The 23,514-nt window shown below is 70.5% G+C and carries 27 protein-coding genes; 10 read left to right on the top strand and 17 right to left on the bottom strand.

Going from position 1 to position 23,514, the window contains the following annotated elements; all coding sequences use genetic code 11:
- Window positions 1-114: 114 nt before the first annotated feature.
- A complete protein-coding gene (locus tag ACFVFQ_RS28920; protein WP_383421454.1) occupies window positions 115-570 on the top strand; it encodes a GNAT family N-acetyltransferase in 456 nt (151 codons plus the stop codon).
- Here the strand turns inward: ACFVFQ_RS28920 and ACFVFQ_RS28915 are convergent.
- Window positions 525-1,391 (bottom strand): alpha/beta fold hydrolase, encoded by an 867-nt coding sequence (locus ACFVFQ_RS28915; RefSeq protein WP_383421451.1) that lies wholly within the window; start codon window positions 1,389-1,391, stop codon window positions 525-527. The genes ACFVFQ_RS28920 and ACFVFQ_RS28915 overlap by 46 nt on opposite strands.
- Window positions 1,392-1,562: 171 nt before the next feature.
- Window positions 1,563-2,579, bottom strand: a complete 1,017-nt coding sequence (locus tag ACFVFQ_RS28910; RefSeq protein ID WP_383421448.1) for a GlxA family transcriptional regulator — start codon at window positions 2,577-2,579, stop codon at window positions 1,563-1,565.
- 190 nt (window positions 2,580-2,769) lie between these two features.
- On the opposite strand from ACFVFQ_RS28910, the gene ACFVFQ_RS28905 reads away from it, so the two are divergent.
- The 4 genes from ACFVFQ_RS28905 (at window position 2,770) to ACFVFQ_RS28890 (ending at window position 5,400) form a co-directional block, all read left to right on the top strand.
- Entirely contained in the window at window positions 2,770-3,447 is a 678-nt protein-coding gene (locus tag ACFVFQ_RS28905) for a DJ-1/PfpI family protein (protein WP_383421445.1), read from the top strand.
- A gap of 195 nt (window positions 3,448-3,642) precedes the next feature.
- Window positions 3,643-4,113 (top strand): hypothetical protein, encoded by a 471-nt coding sequence (locus ACFVFQ_RS28900; protein ID WP_383421442.1) that lies wholly within the window; start codon window positions 3,643-3,645, stop codon window positions 4,111-4,113.
- Between the two features lies 1 nt (window position 4,114).
- A complete protein-coding gene (locus ACFVFQ_RS28895) occupies window positions 4,115-4,402 on the top strand; it encodes a DUF3817 domain-containing protein (RefSeq protein ID WP_383421439.1) in 288 nt (95 codons plus the stop codon).
- A gap of 200 nt (window positions 4,403-4,602) precedes the next feature.
- Complete coding sequence (locus ACFVFQ_RS28890) at window positions 4,603-5,400, top strand: DsbA family protein (RefSeq protein ID WP_383421436.1); 798 nt, start codon at window positions 4,603-4,605, stop codon at window positions 5,398-5,400.
- An 88-nt stretch (window positions 5,401-5,488) separates the two neighbouring features.
- Here the strand turns inward: ACFVFQ_RS28890 and ACFVFQ_RS28885 are convergent, their stop codons facing one another.
- From ACFVFQ_RS28885 to ACFVFQ_RS28875, 3 genes are all read right to left on the bottom strand, one after another.
- Entirely contained in the window at window positions 5,489-7,093 is a 1,605-nt protein-coding gene (locus ACFVFQ_RS28885) for an ABC-F family ATP-binding cassette domain-containing protein (protein WP_383421433.1), read from the bottom strand.
- 144 nt (window positions 7,094-7,237) lie between these two features.
- On the bottom strand, window positions 7,238-8,161 hold the full coding sequence (locus ACFVFQ_RS28880; RefSeq protein WP_383421430.1) for an LLM class F420-dependent oxidoreductase: 924 nt from the start codon (window positions 8,159-8,161) through the stop codon (window positions 7,238-7,240).
- A 399-nt stretch (window positions 8,162-8,560) separates the two neighbouring features.
- A complete protein-coding gene (locus ACFVFQ_RS28875; RefSeq protein WP_383421427.1) occupies window positions 8,561-9,067 on the bottom strand; it encodes a DinB family protein in 507 nt (168 codons plus the stop codon).
- 352 nt (window positions 9,068-9,419) lie between these two features.
- On the opposite strand from ACFVFQ_RS28875, the gene ACFVFQ_RS28870 reads away from it, so the two are divergent.
- Complete coding sequence (locus ACFVFQ_RS28870; RefSeq protein WP_383421424.1) at window positions 9,420-10,433, top strand: carbohydrate-binding protein; 1,014 nt, start codon at window positions 9,420-9,422, stop codon at window positions 10,431-10,433.
- Between the two features lie 287 nt (window positions 10,434-10,720).
- Here the strand turns inward: ACFVFQ_RS28870 and ACFVFQ_RS28865 are convergent, their stop codons facing one another.
- The 5 genes from ACFVFQ_RS28865 to ACFVFQ_RS28845 all read right to left on the bottom strand — a co-directional run bounded on the left by ACFVFQ_RS28865 (window position 10,721) and on the right by ACFVFQ_RS28845 (window position 12,530).
- Complete coding sequence (locus tag ACFVFQ_RS28865; protein ID WP_383421421.1) at window positions 10,721-11,074, bottom strand: hypothetical protein; 354 nt, start codon at window positions 11,072-11,074, stop codon at window positions 10,721-10,723.
- A gap of 100 nt (window positions 11,075-11,174) precedes the next feature.
- The gene (locus tag ACFVFQ_RS28860; protein WP_383421419.1) at window positions 11,175-11,504 is read right to left on the bottom strand and encodes a putative quinol monooxygenase; all 330 of its coding nucleotides are present in this window, start codon (window positions 11,502-11,504) and stop codon (window positions 11,175-11,177) included.
- Between the two features lie 103 nt (window positions 11,505-11,607).
- Window positions 11,608-11,820, bottom strand: coding sequence for a DUF2180 family protein (locus tag ACFVFQ_RS28855; protein ID WP_383421416.1), 213 nt, complete (start codon window positions 11,818-11,820; stop codon window positions 11,608-11,610).
- Entirely contained in the window at window positions 11,820-11,966 is a 147-nt protein-coding gene (locus ACFVFQ_RS28850) for a hypothetical protein (RefSeq protein ID WP_383421413.1), read from the bottom strand. The genes ACFVFQ_RS28855 and ACFVFQ_RS28850 overlap by 1 nt, the downstream gene beginning before the upstream one ends.
- Window positions 11,967-12,014: 48 nt before the next feature.
- Complete coding sequence (locus ACFVFQ_RS28845; protein WP_383421410.1) at window positions 12,015-12,530, bottom strand: RpiB/LacA/LacB family sugar-phosphate isomerase; 516 nt, start codon at window positions 12,528-12,530, stop codon at window positions 12,015-12,017.
- A 302-nt stretch (window positions 12,531-12,832) separates the two neighbouring features.
- On the opposite strand from ACFVFQ_RS28845, the gene ACFVFQ_RS28840 reads away from it, so the two are divergent.
- Window positions 12,833-13,687: a helix-turn-helix domain-containing protein gene (locus ACFVFQ_RS28840; RefSeq protein ID WP_383421406.1), complete on the top strand. Its 855-nt coding sequence runs from the start codon at window positions 12,833-12,835 to the stop codon at window positions 13,685-13,687.
- A gap of 73 nt (window positions 13,688-13,760) precedes the next feature.
- Here the strand turns inward: ACFVFQ_RS28840 and ACFVFQ_RS28835 are convergent, their stop codons facing one another.
- Window positions 13,761-14,933 carry an epoxide hydrolase family protein gene (locus tag ACFVFQ_RS28835; protein ID WP_383421403.1) on the bottom strand — a complete coding sequence of 391 codons (1,173 nt, stop codon included), beginning with the start codon at window positions 14,931-14,933 and terminating at the stop codon, window positions 13,761-13,763.
- Window positions 14,934-15,043: 110 nt separating this feature from the next.
- Between ACFVFQ_RS28835 and ACFVFQ_RS28830 the strand changes: the two genes are divergently transcribed.
- Window positions 15,044-15,619 (top strand): CGNR zinc finger domain-containing protein, encoded by a 576-nt coding sequence (locus ACFVFQ_RS28830; protein ID WP_383421400.1) that lies wholly within the window; start codon window positions 15,044-15,046, stop codon window positions 15,617-15,619.
- 41 nt (window positions 15,620-15,660) lie between these two features.
- Here ACFVFQ_RS28830 and ACFVFQ_RS28825 read toward each other — a convergent pair whose 3' ends face one another.
- From ACFVFQ_RS28825 to ACFVFQ_RS28805, 5 genes are all read right to left on the bottom strand, one after another.
- A complete protein-coding gene (locus ACFVFQ_RS28825) occupies window positions 15,661-16,890 on the bottom strand; it encodes a cytochrome P450 (RefSeq protein ID WP_383421397.1) in 1,230 nt (409 codons plus the stop codon).
- Window positions 16,891-17,006: 116 nt separating this feature from the next.
- Window positions 17,007-17,579: a GNAT family N-acetyltransferase gene (locus tag ACFVFQ_RS28820; protein ID WP_383421394.1), complete on the bottom strand. Its 573-nt coding sequence runs from the start codon at window positions 17,577-17,579 to the stop codon at window positions 17,007-17,009.
- A gap of 106 nt (window positions 17,580-17,685) precedes the next feature.
- Window positions 17,686-18,567 carry a trypsin-like serine peptidase gene (locus tag ACFVFQ_RS28815; RefSeq protein WP_383421390.1) on the bottom strand — a complete coding sequence of 294 codons (882 nt, stop codon included), beginning with the start codon at window positions 18,565-18,567 and terminating at the stop codon, window positions 17,686-17,688.
- A gap of 115 nt (window positions 18,568-18,682) precedes the next feature.
- Window positions 18,683-19,093 carry a hypothetical protein gene (locus tag ACFVFQ_RS28810; protein WP_383421611.1) on the bottom strand — a complete coding sequence of 137 codons (411 nt, stop codon included), beginning with the start codon at window positions 19,091-19,093 and terminating at the stop codon, window positions 18,683-18,685.
- Window positions 19,094-19,098: 5 nt separating this feature from the next.
- Window positions 19,099-20,427, bottom strand: coding sequence for a PP2C family protein-serine/threonine phosphatase (locus ACFVFQ_RS28805; RefSeq protein ID WP_383421385.1), 1,329 nt, complete (start codon window positions 20,425-20,427; stop codon window positions 19,099-19,101).
- Between the two features lie 268 nt (window positions 20,428-20,695).
- Here ACFVFQ_RS28805 and ACFVFQ_RS28800 point away from each other — a divergent pair, with 268 nt between their 5' ends.
- Window positions 20,696-21,472 carry an STAS/SEC14 domain-containing protein gene (locus ACFVFQ_RS28800; RefSeq protein ID WP_383421382.1) on the top strand — a complete coding sequence of 259 codons (777 nt, stop codon included), beginning with the start codon at window positions 20,696-20,698 and terminating at the stop codon, window positions 21,470-21,472.
- Window positions 21,469-21,915: an archease gene (locus tag ACFVFQ_RS28795; protein WP_383421379.1), complete on the top strand. Its 447-nt coding sequence runs from the start codon at window positions 21,469-21,471 to the stop codon at window positions 21,913-21,915. Before ACFVFQ_RS28800 ends, ACFVFQ_RS28795 begins: the two co-directional genes overlap by 4 nt.
- A 69-nt stretch (window positions 21,916-21,984) precedes the next feature.
- Here ACFVFQ_RS28795 and ACFVFQ_RS28790 read toward each other — a convergent pair whose 3' ends face one another.
- Window positions 21,985-23,409 (bottom strand): RtcB family protein, encoded by a 1,425-nt coding sequence (locus ACFVFQ_RS28790; RefSeq protein ID WP_383421376.1) that lies wholly within the window; start codon window positions 23,407-23,409, stop codon window positions 21,985-21,987.
- Window positions 23,410-23,514: the final 105 nt, after the last annotated feature.

The raw sequence follows: 23,514 nt of genomic DNA, 5'->3' as shown, positions 1-23,514 counted from the left end.
CCGCAACTCCGCTCGCACGGAACGCACGGAACGCACGGAGGAAGTCACAACTCCAGCCAACGGCAGCCACAATGGGGCGCGCAGGCAGTACACGTACCGAAGGAGAGCACCGCCGTGCAGATCGCCGTGGACGACCTCTCCGGACCCGAGATCGCCGCTTTCCTCACCGAGCACGTCGAGCAGATGCGCGCGATCTCGCCGCCCGAGAGCAAGCACGCCCTCGACCTCGACGGCCTCCGTAGGCCCGAAGTCACCTTCTGGACGGTGCGCGACGACGACCGGCTGGTGGGGTGCGGTGCGCTCAAGCGACTGGACGCCCGGCACACCGAACTCAAGTCGATGCGCACCGACCCGGCCCGCAAGCGGAGCGGGATCGCCTCCCTGTTGTTGGAACATCTCATCGCCGAGGCCAGGTCCCTCGGCTGCACCCGGCTGAGCCTGGAGACCGGCGCGGGCGACTTCTTCCTGCCCGCCAGGAAGCTCTACGAGAAGTTCGGCTTCGCCCCCTGCGCGCCGTTCGCGGCCTACCGGCCCGATCCCCACAGTGCGTTCATGACGCGGGAGCTGTGATTCTCCGTCTGTGCCGTGAGGAACTCCCGTACTGCCGCGGCGAATTGGGTCGGGGCGTCGTCGTGTACCCAGTGGCCGCAGTGGGGGAACTCCCGCAGGGTGGTGTGCGGTCGGCGTTCGGCCATGTCCCGCGCCATCGGCGTCGGCAGGATGCCGCTGTCCAGGCCGTGCACCAGCAGCGCCGGGCAGGTGGAGCCGAGCCAGTCGGGCCACCAGTCACCGACGAGCAGCTCCTGCGACCGGACCATGTCCTCGTAGTCGAAGAGGAACCCCCAGCCGTCGGGCCGTTCGACGGCGCTCTCCAGGAAATAGCCGGCGTCCGGGATGCCGTGCGCCTCCACCTGGCGGCGCAGTTCGCCCAGCGTCGGCGCCCGGCACGGCCAGTCACGCACGTCGAGGACCGGATGCGCCACCTCGGGGCGGCGGTTGAGCGCGCCGCCCTCCTCGACGATCAGCGACCGGACGAGTTCCGGGTGGTGCGCGGCCAGCCGGAAGCCCACGACGCCGCCCATCGAGTGGCCGAGCACCGGCAGCGGCCCCAGTCCCAACTCCCCAACGAACGCGGCGGCGTCGGCGGTGTAGGCGTCGGGGGTCAGGTCGTCGTCGCGGTCGCTCTGGCCGTGGGCGCGCTGCTCCAGTGCGATCACCCGGAACTCCGGCGCCAGCGCGGCGGCCAGCCCGGCGAACTGCCGGGCCCGACCGAAGTGCCCGTGCAGGGCCAACACCGGCGCCCCCGGCCCGCCGGCATCCGCGTAGGCGAGGCGCAGGCCGCGCACGGTCATGGTCTTCACGGTCATGGGCAGGTGCTGGGCAGAGGTCATGGGGTGCCTTTCCTGTGGCGGTATGCCGCCGGACGGACGTCGAGGCCACGGGCCATCGGCCGGCCCTGGGGCCGAACTACGCTAACGGAAGCGGACGTTGGCCCTCACCGGTTTACTGCACGGGGCTTTCAGGCGGTGACGACCACGACGCCGTACGTGTGGTCGCCGTCGTCACGGGCGTGCTGCGGGCGGAGTGGTGACGGGCTCGGTTCGTCGGGCGGGCAGCCGGGGCGGGTCCGACGCCGGGCGGCCGTGGAAGGCGGCGCGGTAGGACTGCGGGGTGGTGCCGACCACCCGGCGGAACCGGTCCCGGAAGGCGGTCGGCGAGCCGAAACCGGCCTGGTGGGCGATGCGTTCGACCGCATGGTCGGTGTTCTCCAGGAGGTATTGGGCCCGGCGGACCCGGGCGCGTAGCAGCCACTGGAGCGGGGTGGTGCCGGTCTGTTCGCGGAAGCGGCGGCTGAAGGTCCGTTCACTCATGCCGGAGCGGGCGGCCATGGCCTTGAGAGTGATCTCGTGGGCGAGGTTGTCCTCGATCCAGTCGAGGACGGGCTGGAGCGTGGAGCCCTGGGGCACCGGTGGGTGCTCGTGGACGATGAACTGCGCCTGGCCGCCCTCGCGTTCGAGCGGCATGACGGACAGTCGGGCGGCGTCCGCGGCGATCGCCGAGCCGAGGTCGCGGCGGATCATGTGGAGGCAGAGGTCCAGGCTGGCGGCGGCGCCGGCCGAGGTGAGGAACTGGCCGTTGTCGACGTAGAGGACGTCGGGCTGGACCTCGATGCGCGGGTAGCGGCGGGCGAGTTCGGCGGCCGCGATCCAGTGGGTGGTGGCGCGCAGTCCGTCCAGTAGTCCCGCCTCGGCGAGGACGAAGGCGCCGACGCAGACCGAGGCGATGCGGGTGCCGGCGGCCGCCGCTTCGCGGAGCGCCCGCAGGGCCTCCGGGTGCGGTGCGCCGGCCTGTTCCGAGCAGCCGGGCACGATGACGGTGTCGGCCTCCGCCAGTGCGTCCAGTCCCCATGCGACGTTGAGGGTGAAGCCGTCGGTGCGCACCTGGGGCGTGGGGGCGCAGATCCGTGTCCGGTAGGGGCGGCGTCCGTCGGGCAGCCGGGTGCGGCCGAAGATCTCCAGGGGTGCCGCCATGTCGAACGGCACCACATGGTCCAGGGCGAGGATGGCCACGGTGTGCATGGCGACACGATAGTGGGATTCTCGCCAGTGGCCAGTCCCGTGGTGGACGGGCATCCGGGGCCGCATAGCTGCACTCCAGGGCATTGGCGAGAATCCGTGGAAAGTTGTCATTCCGGCCACTGTGGGAGGCGGGTCGATCTTTCTAGCGTGGGGCGCGCACTGCTGGTCACGACGGGAGAAGAGGCACCGCATGCTCGTCCACTCCGTACTGTTCGACGGCTTCGACCCGCTGGACGTCATCGCGCCCTACGAGGTGCTGCACTGCGCCGGCATGCTCACCGAGGGGGCCGTCCGCGTCGAGTTGGTGAGCGCCGAGGGGGCGCGGGAGGTGCCCAGTGGGTTGGCGGCGGTGTCCCTGCGCGCCACCGCGGCGCTGGATCCCGCGCGCGCCGACGTGATCGTACTGCCCGGGGCGGTGGGCGATCTGCGCGATCCGACGGGGCTGGGCGAGGCGGAGCGGGCCCGGACCATTCCGGGGATTCTGCGCCGGGCCGTCGACACCGACCTGACGCGGCTGGTCGGTGCGGCGCTGACCCGGCCGGACACGCTGGTGACGGCGGTCTGCGGCGGATCGCTGCTGCTTGCGATGGCCGGTCTCATCACGGGGCGTTCGGTCAACAGCCACGATCTGGGGCGGGAGTTGCTGACGGCCACCGGCGCCGAGCACGTCGACGCCCGGGTGGTCGACGACGGCGATCTGATCACCAGCGGCGGGGTCACCTCCGGTCTCGATCTTGCCCTCTACCTCGTCGAGCGCGAGATCGGCCCCCGGGTGGCGCGCGCCGTCGAGCGGATCTTCGCCCACGAGCGTCGCGGCACCGTCTGGTCCGCCGCCGGCGCCGCGCCCGCGCTGGCCCTCCCCTTCTGACCCGGCCCCCTTCGCCCCTCCAGGTCCCCTCGAACCATCAGCCCCCTTCGATCGACCAGCCTCCTTCGCTCGCTCGCCTCCCTTCGATCACTCACCTCCCTTCGCTCACTCAACGAGAAAGCCTCTTCCGCACATGGACCACGCGCTCCCCCGGCCCCGGGCCCTCGCCCGCTCCTCCTGGACGGTTGCCGACCGATGACCAAGATTTTGCTTTCGCTGCACGTGCTGGCCGCCATCGTCGCGGTCGGCCCGGTCACCGTGGCCGCCAGCATGTTCCCGCCCGCCGTCCGCCGCGCCCAGATGGGCGGGGGCGGGGCGGACGCGGTGGGCACCGTCCGGCTGCTGCACCGCATCTGCCGGGTGTACGCGGGCATCGGCATGGCCGTGCCGGTGTTCGGCTTCGCCACCGCCTCCGTCATGGGGGTCCTGGGCGATGCCTGGTTGATCGCCTCCATCGCCCTGACCGCGGCCGCCGCCGGCGTCCTGGTCGCCCTGGTGCTGCCCCGGCAGGAGGCCCTGCTGACCGCCGTCGACGGCGACGGGCCGACCACCGCGCCGCCCCACCGCCCCGCCCAACTGGCCATGTTCACCGGGCTGTTCAACCTGCTCTGGGCGACGGTCACGATCCTCATGATCATTCGTCCCGGCTCGACCACAGGAGCATGACGTGTCCGTTCCGAACACCCGCCGACCGCTGCGCGCCGCGGCCACCGTTGAACTGGTCTCGCTGATCATCCTGCTGACCAACCTGGCCACGCTGCACCTGCCGGCGGTCTCCTCGCTCGCCGGCCCGTTGCACGGCTGCGCCTACCTCTTCACCATCGGGGCCGTCGCCCGCGACCCACACCGCACCGGCCGGTCGGTGCTGCTCGCCTGCCTCCCCGGCGTCGGCGGTCTGCTCGCCCTGCGCCGGCTCACCAGCGACGGTACGGTCGGCGCCGCCACCGCCGTGTGACTACGGGGTGGTGGCGGCGGCCGCCCTCCGGCGCTCCGTACGGGGCCGCACCCGGACCCGGGCCCCCGGCAGCCGGCGAATGCTGCCACACTGTGCGTGCCGCAGCGGTGAACCGCGCCCCGCGGTCGCCGCTCGGGCGGCGTGGCGCGGAGCACGGCGTCGTCGGCGAGCACATCGATTGACCTGGTGAAAGGGTTCCCATGGTGGCCTCCGCAGGGCACAACAAGAACGGCAGCGAAGCGACGCGAAAGGGCCCTCGCGGCAACTGGCGCAACTACGCGGTGATCGGCGTCGGCCTCGCCGTGATCTGTGGCGCTGCGGCCTGGATCGGCCAGTACGCCCGGTCCGGCGAGGCCACCGCGTTCCAGCCGCCGTCCAATGCCGTGGGGACGGTGACCGGCGGAGACAAGCTGGCCCTTCCGGTCAAGCCGACCATTCCGGTCACCTTGACGGTGTACGAGGACCCGCGGAGCCCGGAGTCGCGGGCCTTCGCCCAGCAGTACTCCAAGACGTTCGGCCAGCTCCTCGCGTCCGGCCAGGCGCAGATCAACTACCGCCTGGTGACCGCGAGCGACCACCAGTACGGCGGTTCGGGCGCCAAGGAGGCCGCCGCCGCGGCCGCTTGCGCTCAGGACCAGGGGCGGTTCAGCCAGTTCATGGACCAGGTCTGGGCGCACCAGCCGGCTCCGCAGCAGGACGACTTCAAGAACCGCACGCTGCTGAAGAAGATGGCCAAGAAGGCCGGGAAGATCGAGCACGACGCCTTCAACCTCTGCCTGGACCGCGGCACACGACAGGGCTGGGTGACCAAGTCCCAGCAGGAATACGCCAGTTCGGGTCTCGGTCCGGTCCCGGTCGTGCAGCTCAACGGGAAGACCATCGCCAACCCCACCACCAAGCTGACCCCGAGCAAGCTGACCGCTCTGGTGACCAAGGAGGCCCAGCGGGTGGCGGCCGCGGGCCCGACGGCCTCCCCCTCGCCCAGCCCCACCTCCTGACGCAGCCCGCCCTGAGGTCCGGTCCGCGGTCGCGGACCGGACCTCGGTGCGTTGCGGGCCTGCCCGCTGGGTCAGGGCCCGGTAGCCCCTAGGCGAGCGTGGCCAACTCCCGGTACTCGTCGCTCCACAGGTCCTCGTCCGCGTCCGGCAGCAGCAGGACGCGGTCGGGGTGCAGGGCGTCCAGGGCACCCTCGTCGTGGGTGACCATCACGATCGCTCCGGGGTAGGAGTCGACGGCGGCCAGCACCTCGTCACGCGAGGCGGGGTCGAGGTTGTTGGTCGGCTCGTCCAGGAGCAGCACATTGGCTCCGGAGTGGACCAGTCCGGCCAGTGCGAGCCGGGTCTTCTCGCCGCCGGACAGGACGCCGGCGGGTTTGTCGGCGTCGTCCCCTGTGAACAGGAACGCGCCGAGCACGCGCCGGCGTTCCTGGTCGGTGAGGTGCGGGGCGGCCGCGGCCAGGTTGTCTTGGACGGTGCGGGCGCCGTCGAGGGTGTCGTGCTCCTGGGCGAAGTAGCCGAGCCGTAGCCCCTGGCCGTGCACCACCCGCCCGGTGTCCGGGGTCTCCGCGCCGGCGAGGAGGCGCAACAGGGTGGTCTTTCCGGCCCCGTTGAGGCCGAGGATCACCAGTCGGCTGCCCCGGTCGACGGCGAGGTCCACGCCGCGCAGGACCTGGTGTTCGCCGTAGGACTTGGTCAGGCTGATCGCGCCGAGCGGCATCCGGCCGCAGGGATGCGGCTCGGGCAGGCGGATGCGGGCGGTCTTCTCGGTGCGCCGGGCCGGTTCCAGGTCGGCGAGCAGGCGGTCGGCGCGGCGGGCCATGCTCCTGGCCATCGTGGCGGTCGCCGAGCGGGCCTTCATCTTCTCCGCCTGGGTGCGCAGCGCCGTGGCCTTGCGTTCGGCGTTGGCGCGCTCGCGGGTGCGGCGTCGGGCGTCCGCCTCGCGCTGGGCCAAGTACGCGGCCCAGCCGGTGTTGTGGAGGTCGATCGCGGCGCGGGTGGCGTCGAGGTGGAGGACGCGGTTGACCACGTCGGCGAGCAGGCCGGTGTCGTGGCTGATGACGACCAGGCCGCCCTGGTGGGAGCGGAGGAAGGTGCGCAGCCAGGCGAGCGAGTCCGCGTCGAGGTGGTTGGTCGGCTCGTCCAGGAGCAGCGTGCCGTGGTCGCCGGCGAAGAGGATGCGGGCCAGTTCGACGCGGCGCCGCTGGCCGCCGGAGAGTGCGCCGACGGGCCCGCCGAGGGCCCGTTCGGGCAGCCCGAGGCCGGCGGCCACCCGGGCCGCCTCGGCCTGGGCCGCATAGCCGCCGGCGGCCTGGAAGGCGGCCTCGGCGCCGGCGTAGGCGGTCATCGCCCGGTCCAGCGCGCGGCCGCCGTCGGCGTCGGCCAGCGCGGACTCGGCGGCGCTGAGCCGCTGGCGGGCGACGTCCAGGCCGCGGGCGGACAGGATCCGGTCGGTGACCGTCTGGCTCGGGTCGGCCGCGCGGGAGTCCTGGGCGAGGTGGCCGACCGGGCCGGTGCGGGTGATGGTGCCGGTCGCGGGCTTGGTGTGGCCCGCGAGCGCGGTCATCAGGGTGGTCTTGCCCGCCCCGTTGCGGCCGACCAGGCCGATCCGGTCGCCGGGCGAGACGGTGAGGGAGACGTCGGACAGCAGCAGGCGGGCACCCGCGCGCAGTTCGACATCACGAACGGTGATCATGCTTAAACGCTCCGAAAACAGCGAAGGACACACTTCTGGCGTGGAAGCGGATCCGCAGCTAGGAAATTCGGGGCGTAGACATGCGGCCACCGTAGCGGATGCCTGTTGGCTGGGGCATCCGTTATTCCGGCGGCCGCTGGGTGGTCAGCCGGCGAGTTCGCCCAGCAGCTTCCAGGTGCGGCGTCGATCGGCGTCACCGGCGACCTCCGTCCCGACGAGCACCACCTCGCTCGCTCCGGCGTCCCGGTAGCGCTGGACCTCGGCGGCGACGGTCTCCTCGTCGCCGATCACGGCCACATCGACGGCCCGTTGGGCGCCGGACAGCTCGATGACCCTCGCGTAGGAGGGGATCTGCTCGTAGAAGGCGAGGTTCTCGGTGACGGTGGCCCGTACCGCCTCGACGTCGTCGGTGACCACGCCGTGGACCATCGCCACGATGCGGGGAGCGGGACGCCCGGCGGCCTCGGCGGCCGCGGTGACGGCCGGCACGATGTGTTCGGCCAGCGCGCGGGGCCCGGCGAGGTACGGCAGGATGCCGTCCGCCAGTTCACCGCTGGCCCGCAGTGCCTTGGGGCCCATGGCGGCGACGAGTATCGGGACGCCGGACTCCGCGCCGGGCACGCGGGCCGGGATCGGGGTGTTGGCGGTGAGCAGTTCGCCGCGGAAGTCGGCGCTGCCGGTCTCGATCAACTGCCGTAGGGCGGTGATGAATTCCCGCAGGCGGGCGACGGGGCGTTCGAAGGGGATCCCGAAGCCGCCTTCGACCAACAGCTTGGTGCCGAGCGCCAGGCCGAGGTGGTAGCGGCCGTGCGTGGCCGCCTGTGCGGTCTGTGCCTGGCTGGAGACGGCCAGCGGGTGTCGTCCGAAGACGGGGATGGCGGACGTGCCCACGTGCAGTCCGGGCACCTCGCGACCGACGAGCGCGGCCAACTGGGGCGAGTCGACCCCGAGGGGCTGCCCGAACCAGGCGGATCGCAGTCCGGCGGCCGCGGCTTCCCTGGCGAGCTCCACGCTCGCGTCTATCTGGTTGGCGGGGTTGAGGGGATTGAGCGCAACTCCAACAGTCATGTCCGTGGACAACAGGGGGAGTTGGCGGATGATTCCCGGTCAGCGTGACGGGTTGATGTCGGGCGTGTGTCGTGGGGAGCCGGCGCCGTAGCGCCTCCTGCCGGCGCGGAACTCCTTCGTGGCACCCCAGTTGGCCGAGGTCGGCCGGTAGGTCGCTCGGCGCGGCTTCTTCCTCCATGGCACCGTCACGGTCGCCGCGCCCCGGCTTTGGCTCCGCCCGTGATCTCCGCCGGAACTAGGGCGCTTCTGACGGATCTCCGTGGAGGAAGGAGCGGCGTCTGGTGCGTGCGATCGCAAGGCGCCGGGATGGCTTCATAGCGGAGCTATGGGGGCATTTCGGCAACGCCGCGAGCGTGCGTGCCAGACGCCGCGACGCCGCGGAGAACCGTCAGAAGCGCCCTAGCCGCCGGTCGTGCCGTCGAGCAGCTCGCGCAGGATGTCCAGGTGGCCGTTGTGGCGGGCTGTCTCCTCGGTGAGGTGGAGGAGGATCCAGCGCAGGTCGACGTGGAGGCCGTTGCGGATGGTTCCCTCGGCCTGCTTGTCCAGGTCGTTCCCGGCGACCAGTTCGCGGTAGCGGGCGCTCTGTTCGGCGTACTCGTCGAGCAATTGCGTGAGCGGGAAGTCGAGGGCGATCCGCATCTCGCGGTCGGGGTCCTCCTCGGTCCAGGGGCCCCGGTCTTCCTCGCCGAGGAAGACCACCTGGAACCAGTAATACTCGACCCAGCGGAGATGGTTGATCAACCCGCTCATGGTCATCAGCGGTGAGCCCGGCAGGAGCGCCTTGCCGGCGTTCTCCGCGGAGACGCCAGCACACTTGGCGCGGGCGGTGTCCCGTGCGTAGTCGAGAAACGTGGTGAGCTGGGTGCGCTCGTCCCACGCGGGAGGTGTGTCGTCGATTCTGGTCATCGCGCGAAGCGTCCCCGATCACCGCGGCCGGTGTCGAGGCATTTATCGGCGGGCCCGACCTGCTCCGCTCAGCTCCTTGTCCGGCGCGTCGCTACAGCGATTCCGAGCGATTCGGCGGATGGCGTGGGGCCGTCTCTCCACGTCGGATCCCTTGACACCCGACACCCCGTCATGGACATTCCCCTAGGCCCCAGTTGGTCCAGGCCAGAGCAGGCCGGCACAGACACGCTCAGGCAAGTACAGCTGAATATCGCTGAACATCGGCAGCTCAGGTCGGCGCAGACACGTAGCGGACACGTACCAGCACGCTCGGACCAGCTCAGGGACCCCCCACACACCCCGGAGGTCAACCGTGAACAGCCCCGGACTCAGCACCGGTTCCAGAGCAAGACCTCTTCCACCCCTCGCCGCCCTGATCCTCACCGCCGTTGCCCTGATCACCCTGGTGACCGTGCCCCTGGCCGCCCCCGCCACCGCCACCACCCACCAGGCCACCGCCCGGACCACTCCGCCGCCCTCCCCCACGGCTCCCCACACCGGCGTCGTCGTCGGAGCGCGCACGCCGGCCAGCACACCCGAGCGCGCGCAAGCCGTCCGTACGTTCCTGGCCGGGCGCCGTGCCGTATCCGGCCCGGCGTGGACGCACCACCCCCGTACCCCCCACGGCCGGCCAACCACCTCGACTCCCCCGGCGGGCCAGGTCACCCACAACTGGTGGGGCGTCTTTCCCCAACCCGGTACGCATGACGGCATCATGGCCACCCACACCGTCGCCTCGTCCTACACGGTCACCGACGCGGACAACGTCACCTATGCGCCCACCACCAAGGCCCAGCACTCCTGCATGGAAGTGGTGACCGCCTACACCAACACCGGCAACGAGATCTGGGCGTGGGACTGGTGCGGGACCATCGGCCCGGCCAAGACCGTCCCCATCGACGACAGCTTCCTCAAGAACTACACCCCCGGCAACGGCGGGCCGGCCGCGTACAGCGTGCAGATGGTGCAGGACGACGCCACCGCCAACCGCTGGTCGGCCTACCTCTACAACTACCGCACCGCCGCCTGGGACCTGCTGTTCCGGCAGTCGGGGACGGACCAGAGCGGGCTGGATCACGGATGGGACATGTTCGAGATCTATGCGAGCGTCAACCCGGCTACCGGAGAGGGCTATTACTGCACGGAGGCACGGGACACCACCTTCGACAGCAGCGCCGTGCAGCTGCGCAGCAACGGTGCCTGGAAGCCGGCGAGCCCGTCCGACTCGCCGTGGACCGACGCCAACCCCGATCCCAACGCCTTCCTGTGCCCGCCGCTGAAGTTCGTCCAGGCAGGCTCCAATGATCACTGGACCGTCCACCAGTGACCCGGAAATGACACGGTAGCCCCGACGGTCCAAGGCATCCCGTCCCCATGAAGCGAAACGGGGCGCACCCAACAGTGCGCCCCCACAGATGCAGCCGCTCCGGACCAGCCAGCTCGGGCAGCGTGGTTCAGCCGGTGGCCTGCTGACCGTAGCGCGCCCTGTTCCATGCAACGCACTCGCCGAGCACGGTTCCGGACGTGACCGCGTCCACGTAGAACGCAAGGGAATGTGGGGTCAACGAGGGTTTCCTTGGGAGGGTTGGTCAGCGAGCTTCCCGTCCTAGCGGTTTAGCGGAACTCGTGGACGACCTGGATCCTGCCGACGATGTGCGCGTTGAAGTCCGCCAACTCCTCAGCCGGAACCCAGAGTTCAAGGATCGTCTGGCCGCCGGCCTGTTGGACGGGATACCGGCTCAAGAAGTCCGAGTCGACCTCGAACCGGGTGACGAACCCGGCGCCATCGTGCTTCACGTTCCAGTCCCTCGCGATCTTGATCGCGTAGTCCTCGTTGAGGACGGGATAGAAGATCGGCTGCTCGGGGAGGCGGGGCGGCCATCCGCGCCAGTCCAACTCGCGGACCAGGTCCAGCTCCTTGGGGCCGGTGGGGCGCCAAAGGGTCGTCGTTGCTTGCTGGCTGGCCATGTGGATCACTCTCTGCACTACCGGGAAGCCGCGGGTACGGCCTACCGGACAATACCGGCACCGCGCACCCGACGGCTACGCAGTTATCTTCCCGGTCAAGTCACCTCTCGCCGACCGCCATCTCGCCCAGCTCCGACCAACCACCTTGCGGAACGGCGAAGTTCACGACCCTGGGGGTCTCCACGAGATGCGGGGGCAGGGTCTGCTGGGCGGCCTTGAAGTGGGCGGACTGGACGTGCGTCGCCCCGGCCTCGTCGTCGCGGAACGCCTCGACGAGGACGTACTCGTTGGGGTTGTCCACGCTGCGGGACCAGTCGAACCACAGGCAACCGGGCTCGGCGCGGGTGGCGGCGGTGAAGTCGGCCGCGATCTGCGGCCACCGGTCGGCATGTTCGGGACGGACGAGGAACTTGGCGGTGATGAAGATCATGATGGGGTGTCCTTGTTCAGCGTTCAGCCGGGTTGATCGGCGTGGTGATGGAAGTCCGGGGCCGTGAGTGCCTGGGCGGTGTGTTGCCCAAGGCGCCCGGGGGTCAGGCGGAGACGGTTCGGTTGGCTCCCTGGCAGGCCGCGCACGTCATACGGCGGGCGGTGTCGGGCGAGGAGACTTGCCCGAGGCCCGCCAGGCGACGGACTTCGCGTTGCGCGACGATCACGTGGGCGGAGCACTGGCCGGCACCGCAGCCCTGGCACAGGGCGACCGCCACGGTTTCGCGGTCGAGTGCGGCGCAGTCGAAGCAGTGCATCAGGCGGCCGCCCCGCTGGCGGTGGTGTGGGCGACCGGCTTGTCGATGGCGAAGAAGTGCCTGCCGAGGCGTCCGAAGTCCGGGGCGTGGCGCAGGTGTTCCGGTGCGCGACCGCCGGGCAGGTAGGGGATCTTCCGGGTGGTCATGGGGAGTTGAGGTCCTTTGCGGGAGGGGGCAGGGGGGCAGGGGGCGGGTCAGGCACAGGAAGGGGTGGTCTGGCGCGGGTCGACGGCACTGGCCTTGTGCGGGTACTCGGCCTCGTAGTCGACCATCGCGTCCATGAGGGGCGCCCACTCGGAGGTGGGGTCGTAGCGCAGGCCCAGCCACTGGTCGACCAGGGCCTGGGCGTGGTGCAGGCTGACGCACATCTGGCCGAGGGCCATCACCTGGGCGTTGTTGAGCAGGACCGACCCCTCGACCTGGTAGGCGTCGTTGACGGTGACGGCGCGGATGCCGGGGACGAGGTTGGCACTGATGGCCATGCCCAGGCCGGTGCCGCAGATGAGCAGCGCGCGGTCGGCCTCGCCGTCGGCGACGATCTCGGCGGCGTCCACCGCGATGTGCGGGTAGCCGGTGTGGGTGTCGCCGGTGACGCCGACGTCCTGCACCGAGGCCACCCGCGGGTCGTTCTCCAGGAACGCCTTGAGAGAGTCCTTGTACGCCAGCCCTCGGAAGTCACTCCCGATGACTATGCGAAGCCTTTCGCTCATGTTGTGCTCCCAGGAATTTCCGCGTGTCGTTTGGCGGTGTCGCTGTCGCTTGGTGTCGGCGACGTCGGTAATGCCGGCGGTATCGGCGATCGGCATTTCCTTCGTAGCTCCCCGCCCCTCCACCCTCATTGCCCGTGGCGTAGCGGCGACGTACTCGACTTTGCGGTGATCTCAGGGCGTGGAGCAAGCCCACAAGCAGGTTCGCCTTTCCCTTCGTTACGCCTTTCCTGGGGTACGGCATTCCTGGTGATGGCGTTCCTGGGTTTGGCAGTACCACCCTTGGGTTCGGGCATAATGGAGCCATGGATCGACGGGCCGAGTTGCGTGATTTCCTGCGGTCCCGGCGGGCCCGGGTGCAGCCGCAGGACGTTGGCCTGCCGGCGGCGTCGCGCCGGCGGGTGCCGGGGTTGCGGCGCGAGGAGTTGGCGCTGCTCGCCGGGGTCAGCGTGGACTATTACGTGCGGCTGGAGCAGGGGCGCAGCGGGAATGTCTCGCCGCAGGTGCTCGATTCCGTGGCCGCCGCGCTGCGCCTGTCGGCGGCCGAACGGCAGCACCTTTACGCCCTGGTGCATGCGGAGGCCGAGGGGCCGAAACCGCCGTCACAGCAAGTCCGGCCCGGGCTTCAGCACGTATTGGAGTCGCTGGAGCACGCGCCCGCTTATGTGGTGGGGCGTCGCCTGCAGGTACTTTCCTGGAATCGTATGGCGCGCGTGCTCATCGCCGATTTTCCGCGGCTTCCCGAGGAGCAGCGAAATCTGGCCCGGCTCACGTTTCTCGACGAAACGTCCCGGCACCGTTATGTGAACTGGCAGCGTAAGGCGGACGACACGGTGGCGTTTCTCCGGGTCGACGCGGGCAGGCACCCGGACGACGAGGAGTTGGCGGACCTCATCGACGAACTGTCCACCCGTAGCGAGGACTTCCGCAGGATGTGGGCCGACCACACCATCCGGGACGAGACCCACGGCGACAAGCCCCTCTACCACCCGCTGGTCGGACCGCTGGCCCTGAAGTTCGAGACCTTCCGTATCCCCGACAGTCCGGACCAGGCGCTGACCATCTACACGGCCGCGCCCGGTTCACCGGCCCAGGAGGCGTTGCGGCGCCTGGCCGGCACGCCGGACGCGGAGAGTTGGGATCAGCCCGTGGTGCCGTGAGGGCGGGGCGGGCGTCGCCCGTGCCACCCTCAACCCGCCCTTGGCGCGTCGTCGCGCTCGGGCCCGGTCGCGTTCACCGATGAGCGGCCAGCACGGCCGCGAGGCCGTCTTGCAGATCCTTGACGAAATACTCGGGAACCTCCAACGACGGGAAGTGGCCCCCGGTTTCGGGCGACCGCCATCGGACGATCCGTCGGTACCGCTCCTGTGCCCAGGCCCGCGGGCACTTTTCGATGTCGCGGGGATACACGACGATTGCCGACGGGACGTCGACCCGAAGTTCGGGGTCGAGCGAGAGGTGGCTCTCGTAGTAGATGCGGGCCGACGATGCGCCGCTCCGCGTCAGCCAGTACAGGGTGACGTTGTCAAGAAACCTGTCCCTGGAAATCGTCTCGAACGGGCTGTCTTCGGTATCCGTCCACTCGGCGAACTTGTCCAGGATCCAGGCAAGAAGCCCGACCGGTGAATCGACGAGCGAGTAGCCGATGGTCTGCGGTCGGGCCGCCTGTAGCTTCGCGAACGCCGCGCGGTGGCTCCAGAAATCGTGGGTGTCCTCGGTCCACTTGCGCTCGGCCGCCGTCAGTCCGTCCGTGGTCAACCCGGGCGGTGCCTGCGCGGTCGTGGTGTGGATGCCGAGAACCTGCTCCGGGTACCTGCCGCCCAGGATCGTGGTGATCGGGCCTCCCCAGTCGCCGCCGTGGGCGAGGAACTTGTGGTAGCCGAGCCTTCCCATCAGCTCCACCCATGCGGCCGCGATCTTTTCGATGCCCCACCCTGTGGTGGTCGGTTTGTCGCTGTAGCCAAAACCCGGCAACGACGGGACCACGACATGGAACGCCGGCGCGTCCGCGTCTTTCGGATCTGCCAACTCGTCTACCACATCGATGAACTCAGCAATGCTGCCTGGCCAGCCGTGCGTCATGATCAGAGGAGTGGCGTCTGCGCGCGCGGACCGGCGGTGCAGGAAGTGGATTCCCAGGCCGTCAACGGTCGTGCGGAACTGGCCGATCCCGTTGAGGCGCGCTTCGAACGACCGCCAGTCGTACGCGGTGCGCCAGTAGTTCACGAGGTCCACGAGGTCGGCACGAGGAACGCCCTGGTCCCATCGACGGGGGTCGGGCGCGGCGCGATGGACCGTCTCAGCCTCCGGCAGCCGCGCCGCGGCCAGTCGCGCACGCAGCTCGTCGAGGTCGGCGTCGGTCGCGTGGGCTTCGCATGCTTGCACGTCGCTGGTCAGACGGTTCATGGGCTTGAGACCTCCTGGTCTTCGTGGAACCTGCTGGGATCTGTCGACGAACCGACTAAGAAGGTTCTAGCGTCTCTCGATGCCGGCACGCAACCGGCTAAGGTGGTTCCATGCATGCTCGGTTCCCTGACTTCCGCCTCGGCAAGGTGCTGGCGACCAGCTTCACGGCGACTCTGACGGAGCGTCATGGCGACGCGGTGGAGCGCATCCCCACACCGCAGCGACTCGTCGACTGGCTGGCGGTGAACGGCCTCGCCGTGGAGTCCTGCACCACTGCCCAGCTCGAACTCGCTTGGTTGCTGCGGGAGTCGATGCACGCCGCCGCGACGGCGGCCGCGCTCCAGGACGCTCTCCCCGCGTCCGCCGTCCGCGTCATCAATGACTGCAGCGTTCAGGGTCAGGCCGCGGCCATCCTGACGCCCGACCGTCAGCGGCGATGGCGGCTCAACTCGGCTTCCTGCGTGGAAGATGCGCTCGGCGTTATCGCCGCCGACTCGATCAGCATCCTCTCGGGCGAACGCGACGGAAAACTGGCCCTGTGCGCATCGCCAACCTGCCGAGCCGCCTTCTTCGACGCCAGCCAAAGCCGTACCCGCAAATGGTGCGACATGAACACCTGCGGGAACCGTCAGAAGAAGGCGCGCTTCAACGCCAACAAGCGCAAAAACCCCGGATCGGCACCGTAGTCGTTACCTTCGGTGCGTCCGGGCGGAACCCCACTGGGGCGTCACCTGGTGACCGGCAGGCTGCGGGGGCCGCGGACGAGGAGGCCCGGGCGGTAGGGCAGTTGGGTTGCGTCGGCGGCCAGGCACAGGTCGGGTAGCGCGTCGAAGAGGAGGGGGAGCGCGGTCGTTGCCTCCAGGCGGGCCAGGCGGGAGCCGATGCAGAAGTGTGGTCCGTGTCCGAAGGCCGCGTGTGGGGCGGGGCGTTCGGCCTCGGCGGCGGGGAGGTAGCGGGAGGGGCGGAACGCGTCGGGTTGCGGGAAGTGGTGCGGGTCGCGGTTGGCTGCGGCGAGTACGACCAGGACCGAGTCGCCGGCCGGTATGACGGCGCCGCCGAGGTTCACGGTCGCGGTTGCGCGGCGCCACGTCGCCCCTTCCAGGGGGCTGTCGTACCGCAGTGTTTCCTCCACCACAGCGGCCCAGTGGGTGTCTGGGGCGCGTTGGGCGGCCGTCAGTTCGTCGGGGTGGGTGAGCAGCAGCAGGGAGGCCGAGGCGAGGAGGTTCATCGTCGTCTCGTAGCCCGCGAAGAGCAGGAGGAAGGCCATGGCGAGCAACTCGCCGTCGTCGAGGGCGTCTTCGGCCGAGTCGTCGATCAGCACGCTGAACAGGTCGTCGCCCGGCGTGCGTCGCTTCTCGGCGATCAGCGAGCTGACGTAGGCGTGCAGCCGTACCCATGCCTCGTCGACGGCGCCCGGTGGCAGCGCGTCCGCGGGTGAGCCGACGCGGTAGGTCCATTCCCGCAGCGCTGCGCGGTCGGCCTCCGGAACGCCCAGCACCTCGCTGATCACCAGGATGGGAAGGGGAAAGGCGAAGGCATCGACGAGGTCTACGGTCTCGCCGCTGGACAGCCGATCGGCCAGGCTCGCGATGAGCCCGGTGGCGAGACGGTCGATCCGCGGGCGGAGGGCGTCGATGCGGCGCGGGGCGAAGGCGGCGGTGGTCAGGCGGCGCAGTCGGGTGTGGTCGGGGGCGTCGGTGTTGAGCATGTGCCGCGCCAGGCAGGCACGGGCGCGCTGGGCCGGCGAGTGGGGCTTGGGCCGGCCGGCGCGTGGCGACGGGACGTTGGAGAAGCAGGGGTCGGCGAGCACCGCGCGGCCGGGTTCGTAGCCGGTGACCAGCCAGGCACGTGTGCCGTTCGCCAACTCGACCCGGGCGGCCGGCCCCTGTTCGCGGAGTCGGGCGTAGTACGGAAAGGGGTCATGGGAGAAGGCGGGGTCCGCGGGATCGAGTCGCACCCGCCCATGGTCACCGAGGTTGTCCGGCAACGGCGGTGGGGGCAGGGTCAGACCTGGCGACGCGGAGCTGTGCGAACCCGACAACGTGCGGCGCGGGTGGACAGCGCCGTCGGTTGTCAGACGGCGGACGCGAGCGTCGGGTTGTCCGAGGCGTTGTGCGGTGTCTGGCGCAGGGGCTTCTCGCACCAGGCGACGTCCCAGTACGTTCCGAATTTGCGGCCGACCTCGCGGTGGATGCCGGCCGGGCGGAATCCCAGGCGCTCGTGCAGGCGCATCGATGCCTCGTTGGGCTGGGTGATCGCCGCGTAGGCGCGGTGCACGTCCTCCTCGGCCAGGGCCTCGAAGAGGGCGCGGTAGAGGAGGGTTCCCAGGCCGCGTCCGGTGTGGTGGGGAGAAAGGTAGACGCTGGTCTCCACCGAGGTCTCGAAGGCTTGCTTGGGACGCAGTGCGCTGCTGGTGATGTAGCCGAGGACGGTGTCGGCTTCGTGGGCCACCAGCAGCCGGTGCCGGCCGGTTGCGGGGTGATCGGCCAGCCATTGCCGGCGGTCCTCGATGCGGACGGGCTCGACATCGAAGGTGGCCGGGGTGCCGGTCACGTAGTGGTTGTAGATGTCGGTGAGCTGGCGGAGGTCTTCTTCAACTCCCGGCCGTATCCGTATCGCGGTGTTCGCCCTGGCGTCCTGGTGCATGTGCGTCGCTCCCTTTCCGGAGCTCGGCAGGGTACCCACCGCGTGTTACGTGCAGGTATCCGGGCGTGCCTTGGTGCGGCATCCCCCCGCCTGGTGCCCGCGCGCGTCAGCTCTCGGCGCTGACCGCCTTGTCGTAGAGGGACTTGATGGCGTCGTTGAAGTACGGGCTGTAGGAGGTGTCGTCGGTGCTGCCACCGGTCTGGTAGCCGCCGATGACGCCGATCACCTCGCCGGTGCGGGTGGTGCGGTCGAAGTTGGTGAGCCAGGGGCTGCCGCTGGTGCCGCCGCTGTATCCGGTGCAGTCCACCTTCATCTGGTTGGTCTGGAACCGCACGGTCTTGTTGGCGCACGAGATGGGGGAATCACCGCTGGCCGGATAGCCGGTGACCTTCACGAACTTGTCGTAACCGACGTTGTAGCCAAAGCGGTTGGCCCCCAGCACATCGGCGATCCGCTTTCCCTTCAGCTTGTCGACGACGACGAAGCCGACGTCGTAGGCGGGGTCGGAGGACTGCGCCCAGTGGGGGTCGACGATCATCTTGCTGATCGTCCAGACCCCGTTGGGGGCCTTCCCGTTGCGGTATCCCGGGACGAAGGCCAGGTCCGACTGGTAACTGCCGCCCTTGCCGGTGTGGATGCAGTGTGCCGCGGTGATGACGATGGTCTTCTTGGGGCTGTCCACGACGCTTCCGGTGCAGAAGTGGTCACCGGTCCCGTTGTGGCTGAACACCGCGCCGACGCGGGCGTTCACCGTCGTCGGGGGCGAGGTGTGGGAGACGCCCCGCTGATGGTGGAACGCGTGGGCGCCGAGCATCCGAGCGAGCGTCCACACATGGTGGTGCAGGGCCGAAGGCAGAGAGGTGGAAGGCGACGCGGGGGACGAGGTGGAGGAGACGGTCGTCTCGGCCACCACGCCGTTCCCGGCGCAGCCCGAAGCGGCGGCGAGTACGGCCAGAACGGCGGCCGTCACAGCGAACCTTTGGTTCATGGCGGGATCGTAGGGCACGGCCGGGGGTGGCGTGCCCCTGGCGAAGGGCAGGATGAGGTCGGGATCTCGCCAAATCGACACCAAGTGATGTGGAGTCGGCGCCGCGTGACGCCCTTCACTCCGCTTCCGGTGGCACGGGAATTGCCTGCCGCCAGCCCGCGGGGTCGATGTCCGGGAGTTGGCGGCGAAGGCGTTCCGTCGTGGCCTGGGGGTGCGCGACGGTGACGGCGAGGAGGCTGAACGGCGCGGCGGCGGCCCGCAGTTCCACGCAGACGACCGGTCTGCGGGGTCGGATGGCGACGAAGTCCCGCCCGCCGGGGTGCTCGCGGATGCCCAGGCACAGGGTTTCGGGAATCCACCGGCCGCGCCGCCGACTGCCGCGCAGCGCGCGCCACCAGTCGGGTTCGACCGCCACCCGGCGCACGGCCGTCAGCGGCACGCGCACAGTGCCATGGCGCCCGAGCACCTTCTCCCACCATGCCAGGCGGACGACGAGTTCCGTACCGGAGATCAGCAGCCCGGCCATGGTCGTCACGAGCCTGTGCGGCGGACCGGTGGGGTGTCCGGGGTGCGCAGGGCGAGGACGGCCATGTCGTCGTGGCCGTCGCTGGGGTGGTGGTCGACCAGTGCCTGGACGAGGCCGTCCAGCGGCGCTTCGGCGTGTTCGGTGGCGAGTTGGAGGAGGGCGTTGAGGTCCTGGTTGATGTGGTGGGCGGGGTGTTCGATCAGCCCGTCGGTGAAGAAGACGACGGTGGTGCGCGGGGGCAGTGGATGGGTGTGGTCGACGCGGGGGTGGGCGGGATCGACGCCGAGGGGGATGCCTGGGTCGGCGTGCAGATATGCGGCTCCGCCGTCGGGGGTGATCAGCAGCGGCGGGAGGTGGCCCGCGGTGGACCAGTGCAACTGCCAGTCGCCGCCGGCGGGTTCGATGCGGGCCAGGCAGGCGGTGGTGACCGGGTTGTCGGTGATGGCGTGGAGGGTGCGGTCGAGCCGGGTGAGGATGGCGCTCGGTGGGGTGCAGCGGTCGTACAGCAGGGCGCGCAGCATGTTGCGGGTGGCCGCCATGGCTGCCGCGGCGTGCAGGTCGTGGCCGACCACGTCGCCGATGACGATGCCGACGGCGCCGTCGGGGAGCCAGGCGGCGTCGTACCAGTCACCGCCCAGGTGGGCGGGTGCGGCGGCGGGCCGGTAGACGGCCGCGCCGGTGAACGGTGCGAGGTCGGGCAAGGTGGGCAGCAGCAGGCGTTGGAACTGCTCGGCGCTGTCGCGGACCTGCGCGAAGAGGCGGGCGTTGTCGATGGCGATGCCGGCGGCCCCCGCGAGCGCGACGACGACCTCCTCGTCGACGAGGTCGAAGGGGCGGCCGTCGCGGCGCTCGGTCAGGTACAGGTCGCCGTAGATCCGGCCGCGCACGCTGACGGCGACCCCGAGCAGGGTGCGCATGCGCGGGTGGTTGGGCGGGAAGCCGACCGCGGCCGGGTGGGAGCCCATGTCGTCGACGCGGAGCGGTTCGGGGTGGCGGATGAGATGGCCGAGCAGTCCGCGGCCGCGTGGGAACTCCAGGCCCTCCAAGGCGGTCCGTTCCTCCTCCGACAGGCCGGCGACGATGAACGCCTCCAGGTACTGGCCGGACTCGTGCAACACGCCCAACGCCCCGTAGCGGGCATCGACCAGGTCCATGGCGGTGGTGACGATCCGGTGCAGCACCGCAGGCAGTTCCAGCTCCCGGCTGATGGCCAGCACCGCGTCCAGCAGTGCCTGGAGCTGTGCCTGGGAACGGCCGCCCTCGGCATCCGGTCGCTGCCGCAGGTCGTCGGGGAGCTGCGGCTCCGGTCGCGGGAGCTGTTCGGGCGGCTGCATGCAAGCTCCGATCCACGACGGCGCCAGGGCCTGGGCCTCACGGGAGCGGAGGACGGCATCGTCCTCTTCCGCTCCCTGTTCCCATGCTGCGCGGTCACGCACCCCGGGTCGAACCGGGACGAGCACCCAACTCACCGTGGGTAGCGCACCGGTACACACAGGGCGATGCCGGCACGCGCAGCGCAGCGTCGACTTTCCGCGCGCGCGAAATAATGGGCGGTAGGGGCTGTAGGAAACGAGCTCCACCCCTCGCGGAGGGAGAAACGCCATGCTGAAGTACGCCAAGGACGCGCCCGCAGGCATCGACGTGGTGCAGGCGATCGGCACGGTGTCGAAGGGTGACTACGAGACGGTGGTGAAGCCGCTCGTGGACGAGGCCCGTAGGGAAGGGCGCCGCCTGCGCGTGCTGTGCGAGATCGGGCCGGAGTTCCGTTCGTTCACACCGGGCGCCGGTTGGGAGGACCTCAAGGTCGCCCCCGCCGCGATGCGGCTGTGCGACGGCTGCGCGGTCGTGAGCGATGCGGGCTGGATTCGGGAGACGACTCGCCTGGCGCGCTTCCTGATGCCCTGCCCCGTGCATGTCTTCGGCACGCAGGAGCGCGAGGAGGCCGTGGCGTGGTTGGCGTCGCTGCCGGCCGGCTCGGGCGTGTCCCATCGACTCCTGCCCGACTCCGGCGTGCTCCTCGTCGATATCGAACGCCCGCTGCGCGCCCAGGACTTCGAGGCCCTGGCGGCGACCGCGGACGACTGGTTGCAGACCCACGACACACTGCCTGGAGTCGTGATCCATGCGCACGGGTTCCCGGGCTGGGAGAACCTCGGCAGCCTGTTCCGCCATGTGCGCTGCGTCCGCGGTCATCACCGGCGGGTCGAGCGGATCGCGTTGGCGGTGGACGGCCAGGTCGCCGCGTTGGCGCCCCGTGTTGCCAACCACCTCGTCCAGTCCGAGGTGCGTCGCTTCGCCTACGACGACCTCGACGCCGCCCTTGCCTGGGCCGCCGGTTCCCCACGCCCCGCCGCCGAGCCTGACGCGCCACAACCATGACGGGGGCCGGCGCCTGCCCGCGAGCCGGCGGGTACCGCAGCGTTCCGCACACCGCGGACCTGCGGGTCGAGGCGTGGGGCCCGACCCGTGAGGTGTGCCTGGCCCAGGCAGTGCGAGGCGTCTGCGCGTCCTTCCTGGACCTGGCGGGCGCGGAGGGCGAGACGGGTGCGCGTCGTCGGGAGGTGAGGGTGCGGGCGGATACGGACGAGGACCTGCTGGTGGCCCTGTTGGAAGAGGTCGTCTACTGGCTCGACGCACAGAACGAGGCTCCGGTCGAGGTGGAGCTGGTGCCCGTCCGCGGCGGCCTGCGGGCCCTCCTCGCCATGACAGACATCGGGTCGCTGCCAGTCACGGGGGCCGCACCGAAAGCGGTCACGCTGCATGGGTTGGCATGCGGGGGCGGGCCGGATGGTTGGCACTGCTCGGTCACGCTCGACGTGTGACCGGGCCGCTCGTCCCGGCTACTGCTCCTCTCGCCCTGGCTACTGCTCCTGGTCCGCCCCGCCCTCACCTCACCCTTTGACGACGCCCAATGGGATCAGCCTGGCGACCAGTCGGGCCAGTCCGGCGCCTTCGGTGGCGGCGGCGACCGCGTCGACGTCCTTGTAGGCGTCGGGGGCCTCCTCGGCGAGGCCGCGCCACGACGAGGGCCGGACCGCGATGCCGCGCGACTCCAACACGCTCCGCAAGTGCTCCCCTTGGACCTCGCGAAGGGCCCGGTGCCTGCTCCACACCCGCCCCGCGCCGTGGCAGGCGGAGAAGAACGCGTCGTTGCCTGGCGTGCCGACCATGACGTACGAGGCGGTGCCCATGGTGCCGGGTACGAGAACGGGCTGGCCGGCCTCGGCGAGCGCCCCCGACAGGCCGGGGTGGCCAGCAGGCAGAGCCAGCGTGGCCCCCTTGCGGTGGACGCAGAGCCGACGCCTCGCACCGTCGACCGCATGGGTCTCGACCTTGGCCATGTTGTGGGAGACGTCGTACACCAGGTCCACGTCGACGCCGGCGGCGGTGGCGAAGGCCCGGCGCGCGGCCTGGGTGAGCAGTTGCCGGTTGGCGCGGCCGTAGTTGGCGGCCGCGGCCATCGCCCCGAGGTAGTTGCGACCGGATCGCGAGACGACGGGTGCGCAGGCCAGTTGGCGGTCCGGGATCTTGATGCCGTAAGCGCGCAGTGACTGGTCCATGACCCGGACGTGATCGGTGCACACCTGGTGGCCGAGGCCGCGGGAGCCACAGTGGATCATCACGCAGACCTGGCCGGCCCGCAGGCCGAAGGCGGCCGCGGCCCTGGCGTCGTACACCCGGTCCACTGCCTGGACTTCGAGGAAGTGGTTGCCCGAGCCCAGGCTGCCGACCTGTTGCAGTCCGCGCTCGATGGCGCGTTGGCCGACCTGGCCCGGGTCCGCGTCCGCCAGCGCCCCGCGGTCCTCGCAGCGTTCCAGGTCGCGCGGGACACCGTGGCCGCTTTCGACCGCGTACCGGGCGCCGCCGGCGAGCAGCTTCTCCATCTGTGCGCGTCCGGAGATCTTCCACAGCCCGCCGCGCCCCGCGCCCCGCGGAACGGTGTCCCCCAGGATGTCCATCAGCGTCTTCAAGTGGGGCGCCAGCTCGGCCCGTTCCATGTGCGCGGCCAGCAGCCGGACGCCGCAGGAGATGTCGAAACCCACCCCGCCCGGCGACACGACACCACCCGCATCGACGTCCGTGGCGGCGACCCCACCGATGGGAAAGCCGTACCCCCAGTGCACGTCGGGCATGGCGTACGAGGCGCGGACGATCCCGGGCAGCGTCGCCACGTTCACCACCTGTTCCAGGGCCCGGTCCCCGACGGCCTGCGGCAGCAGCTCTCGACTGGCGAAGACGACACCGGGCACGCGCATGGCGCCCTCCCGCTCGATGCGGTACCGGAACGGGCTCTCCTCCCGCACCGTGACGTCCATGTCCGCCGCCTTGTCTGTCTGTCCGTCGGTCTGCCTGCCGCCTGGCTGCCTGGCTGCCTGGCTGCCTGGCTGCCGATTGGATCAGGGCACTCTCGATGCTCCCCT

The organism is Streptomyces sp. NPDC057743 (genome assembly GCF_042798755.1).
Classification (GTDB): Bacteria; Actinomycetota; Actinomycetes; order Streptomycetales; family Streptomycetaceae; genus Streptomyces.
The sequence above is the reverse complement of the archived record's forward strand: the minus strand, read 5'-3'. Positions and strand labels throughout refer to the sequence as shown.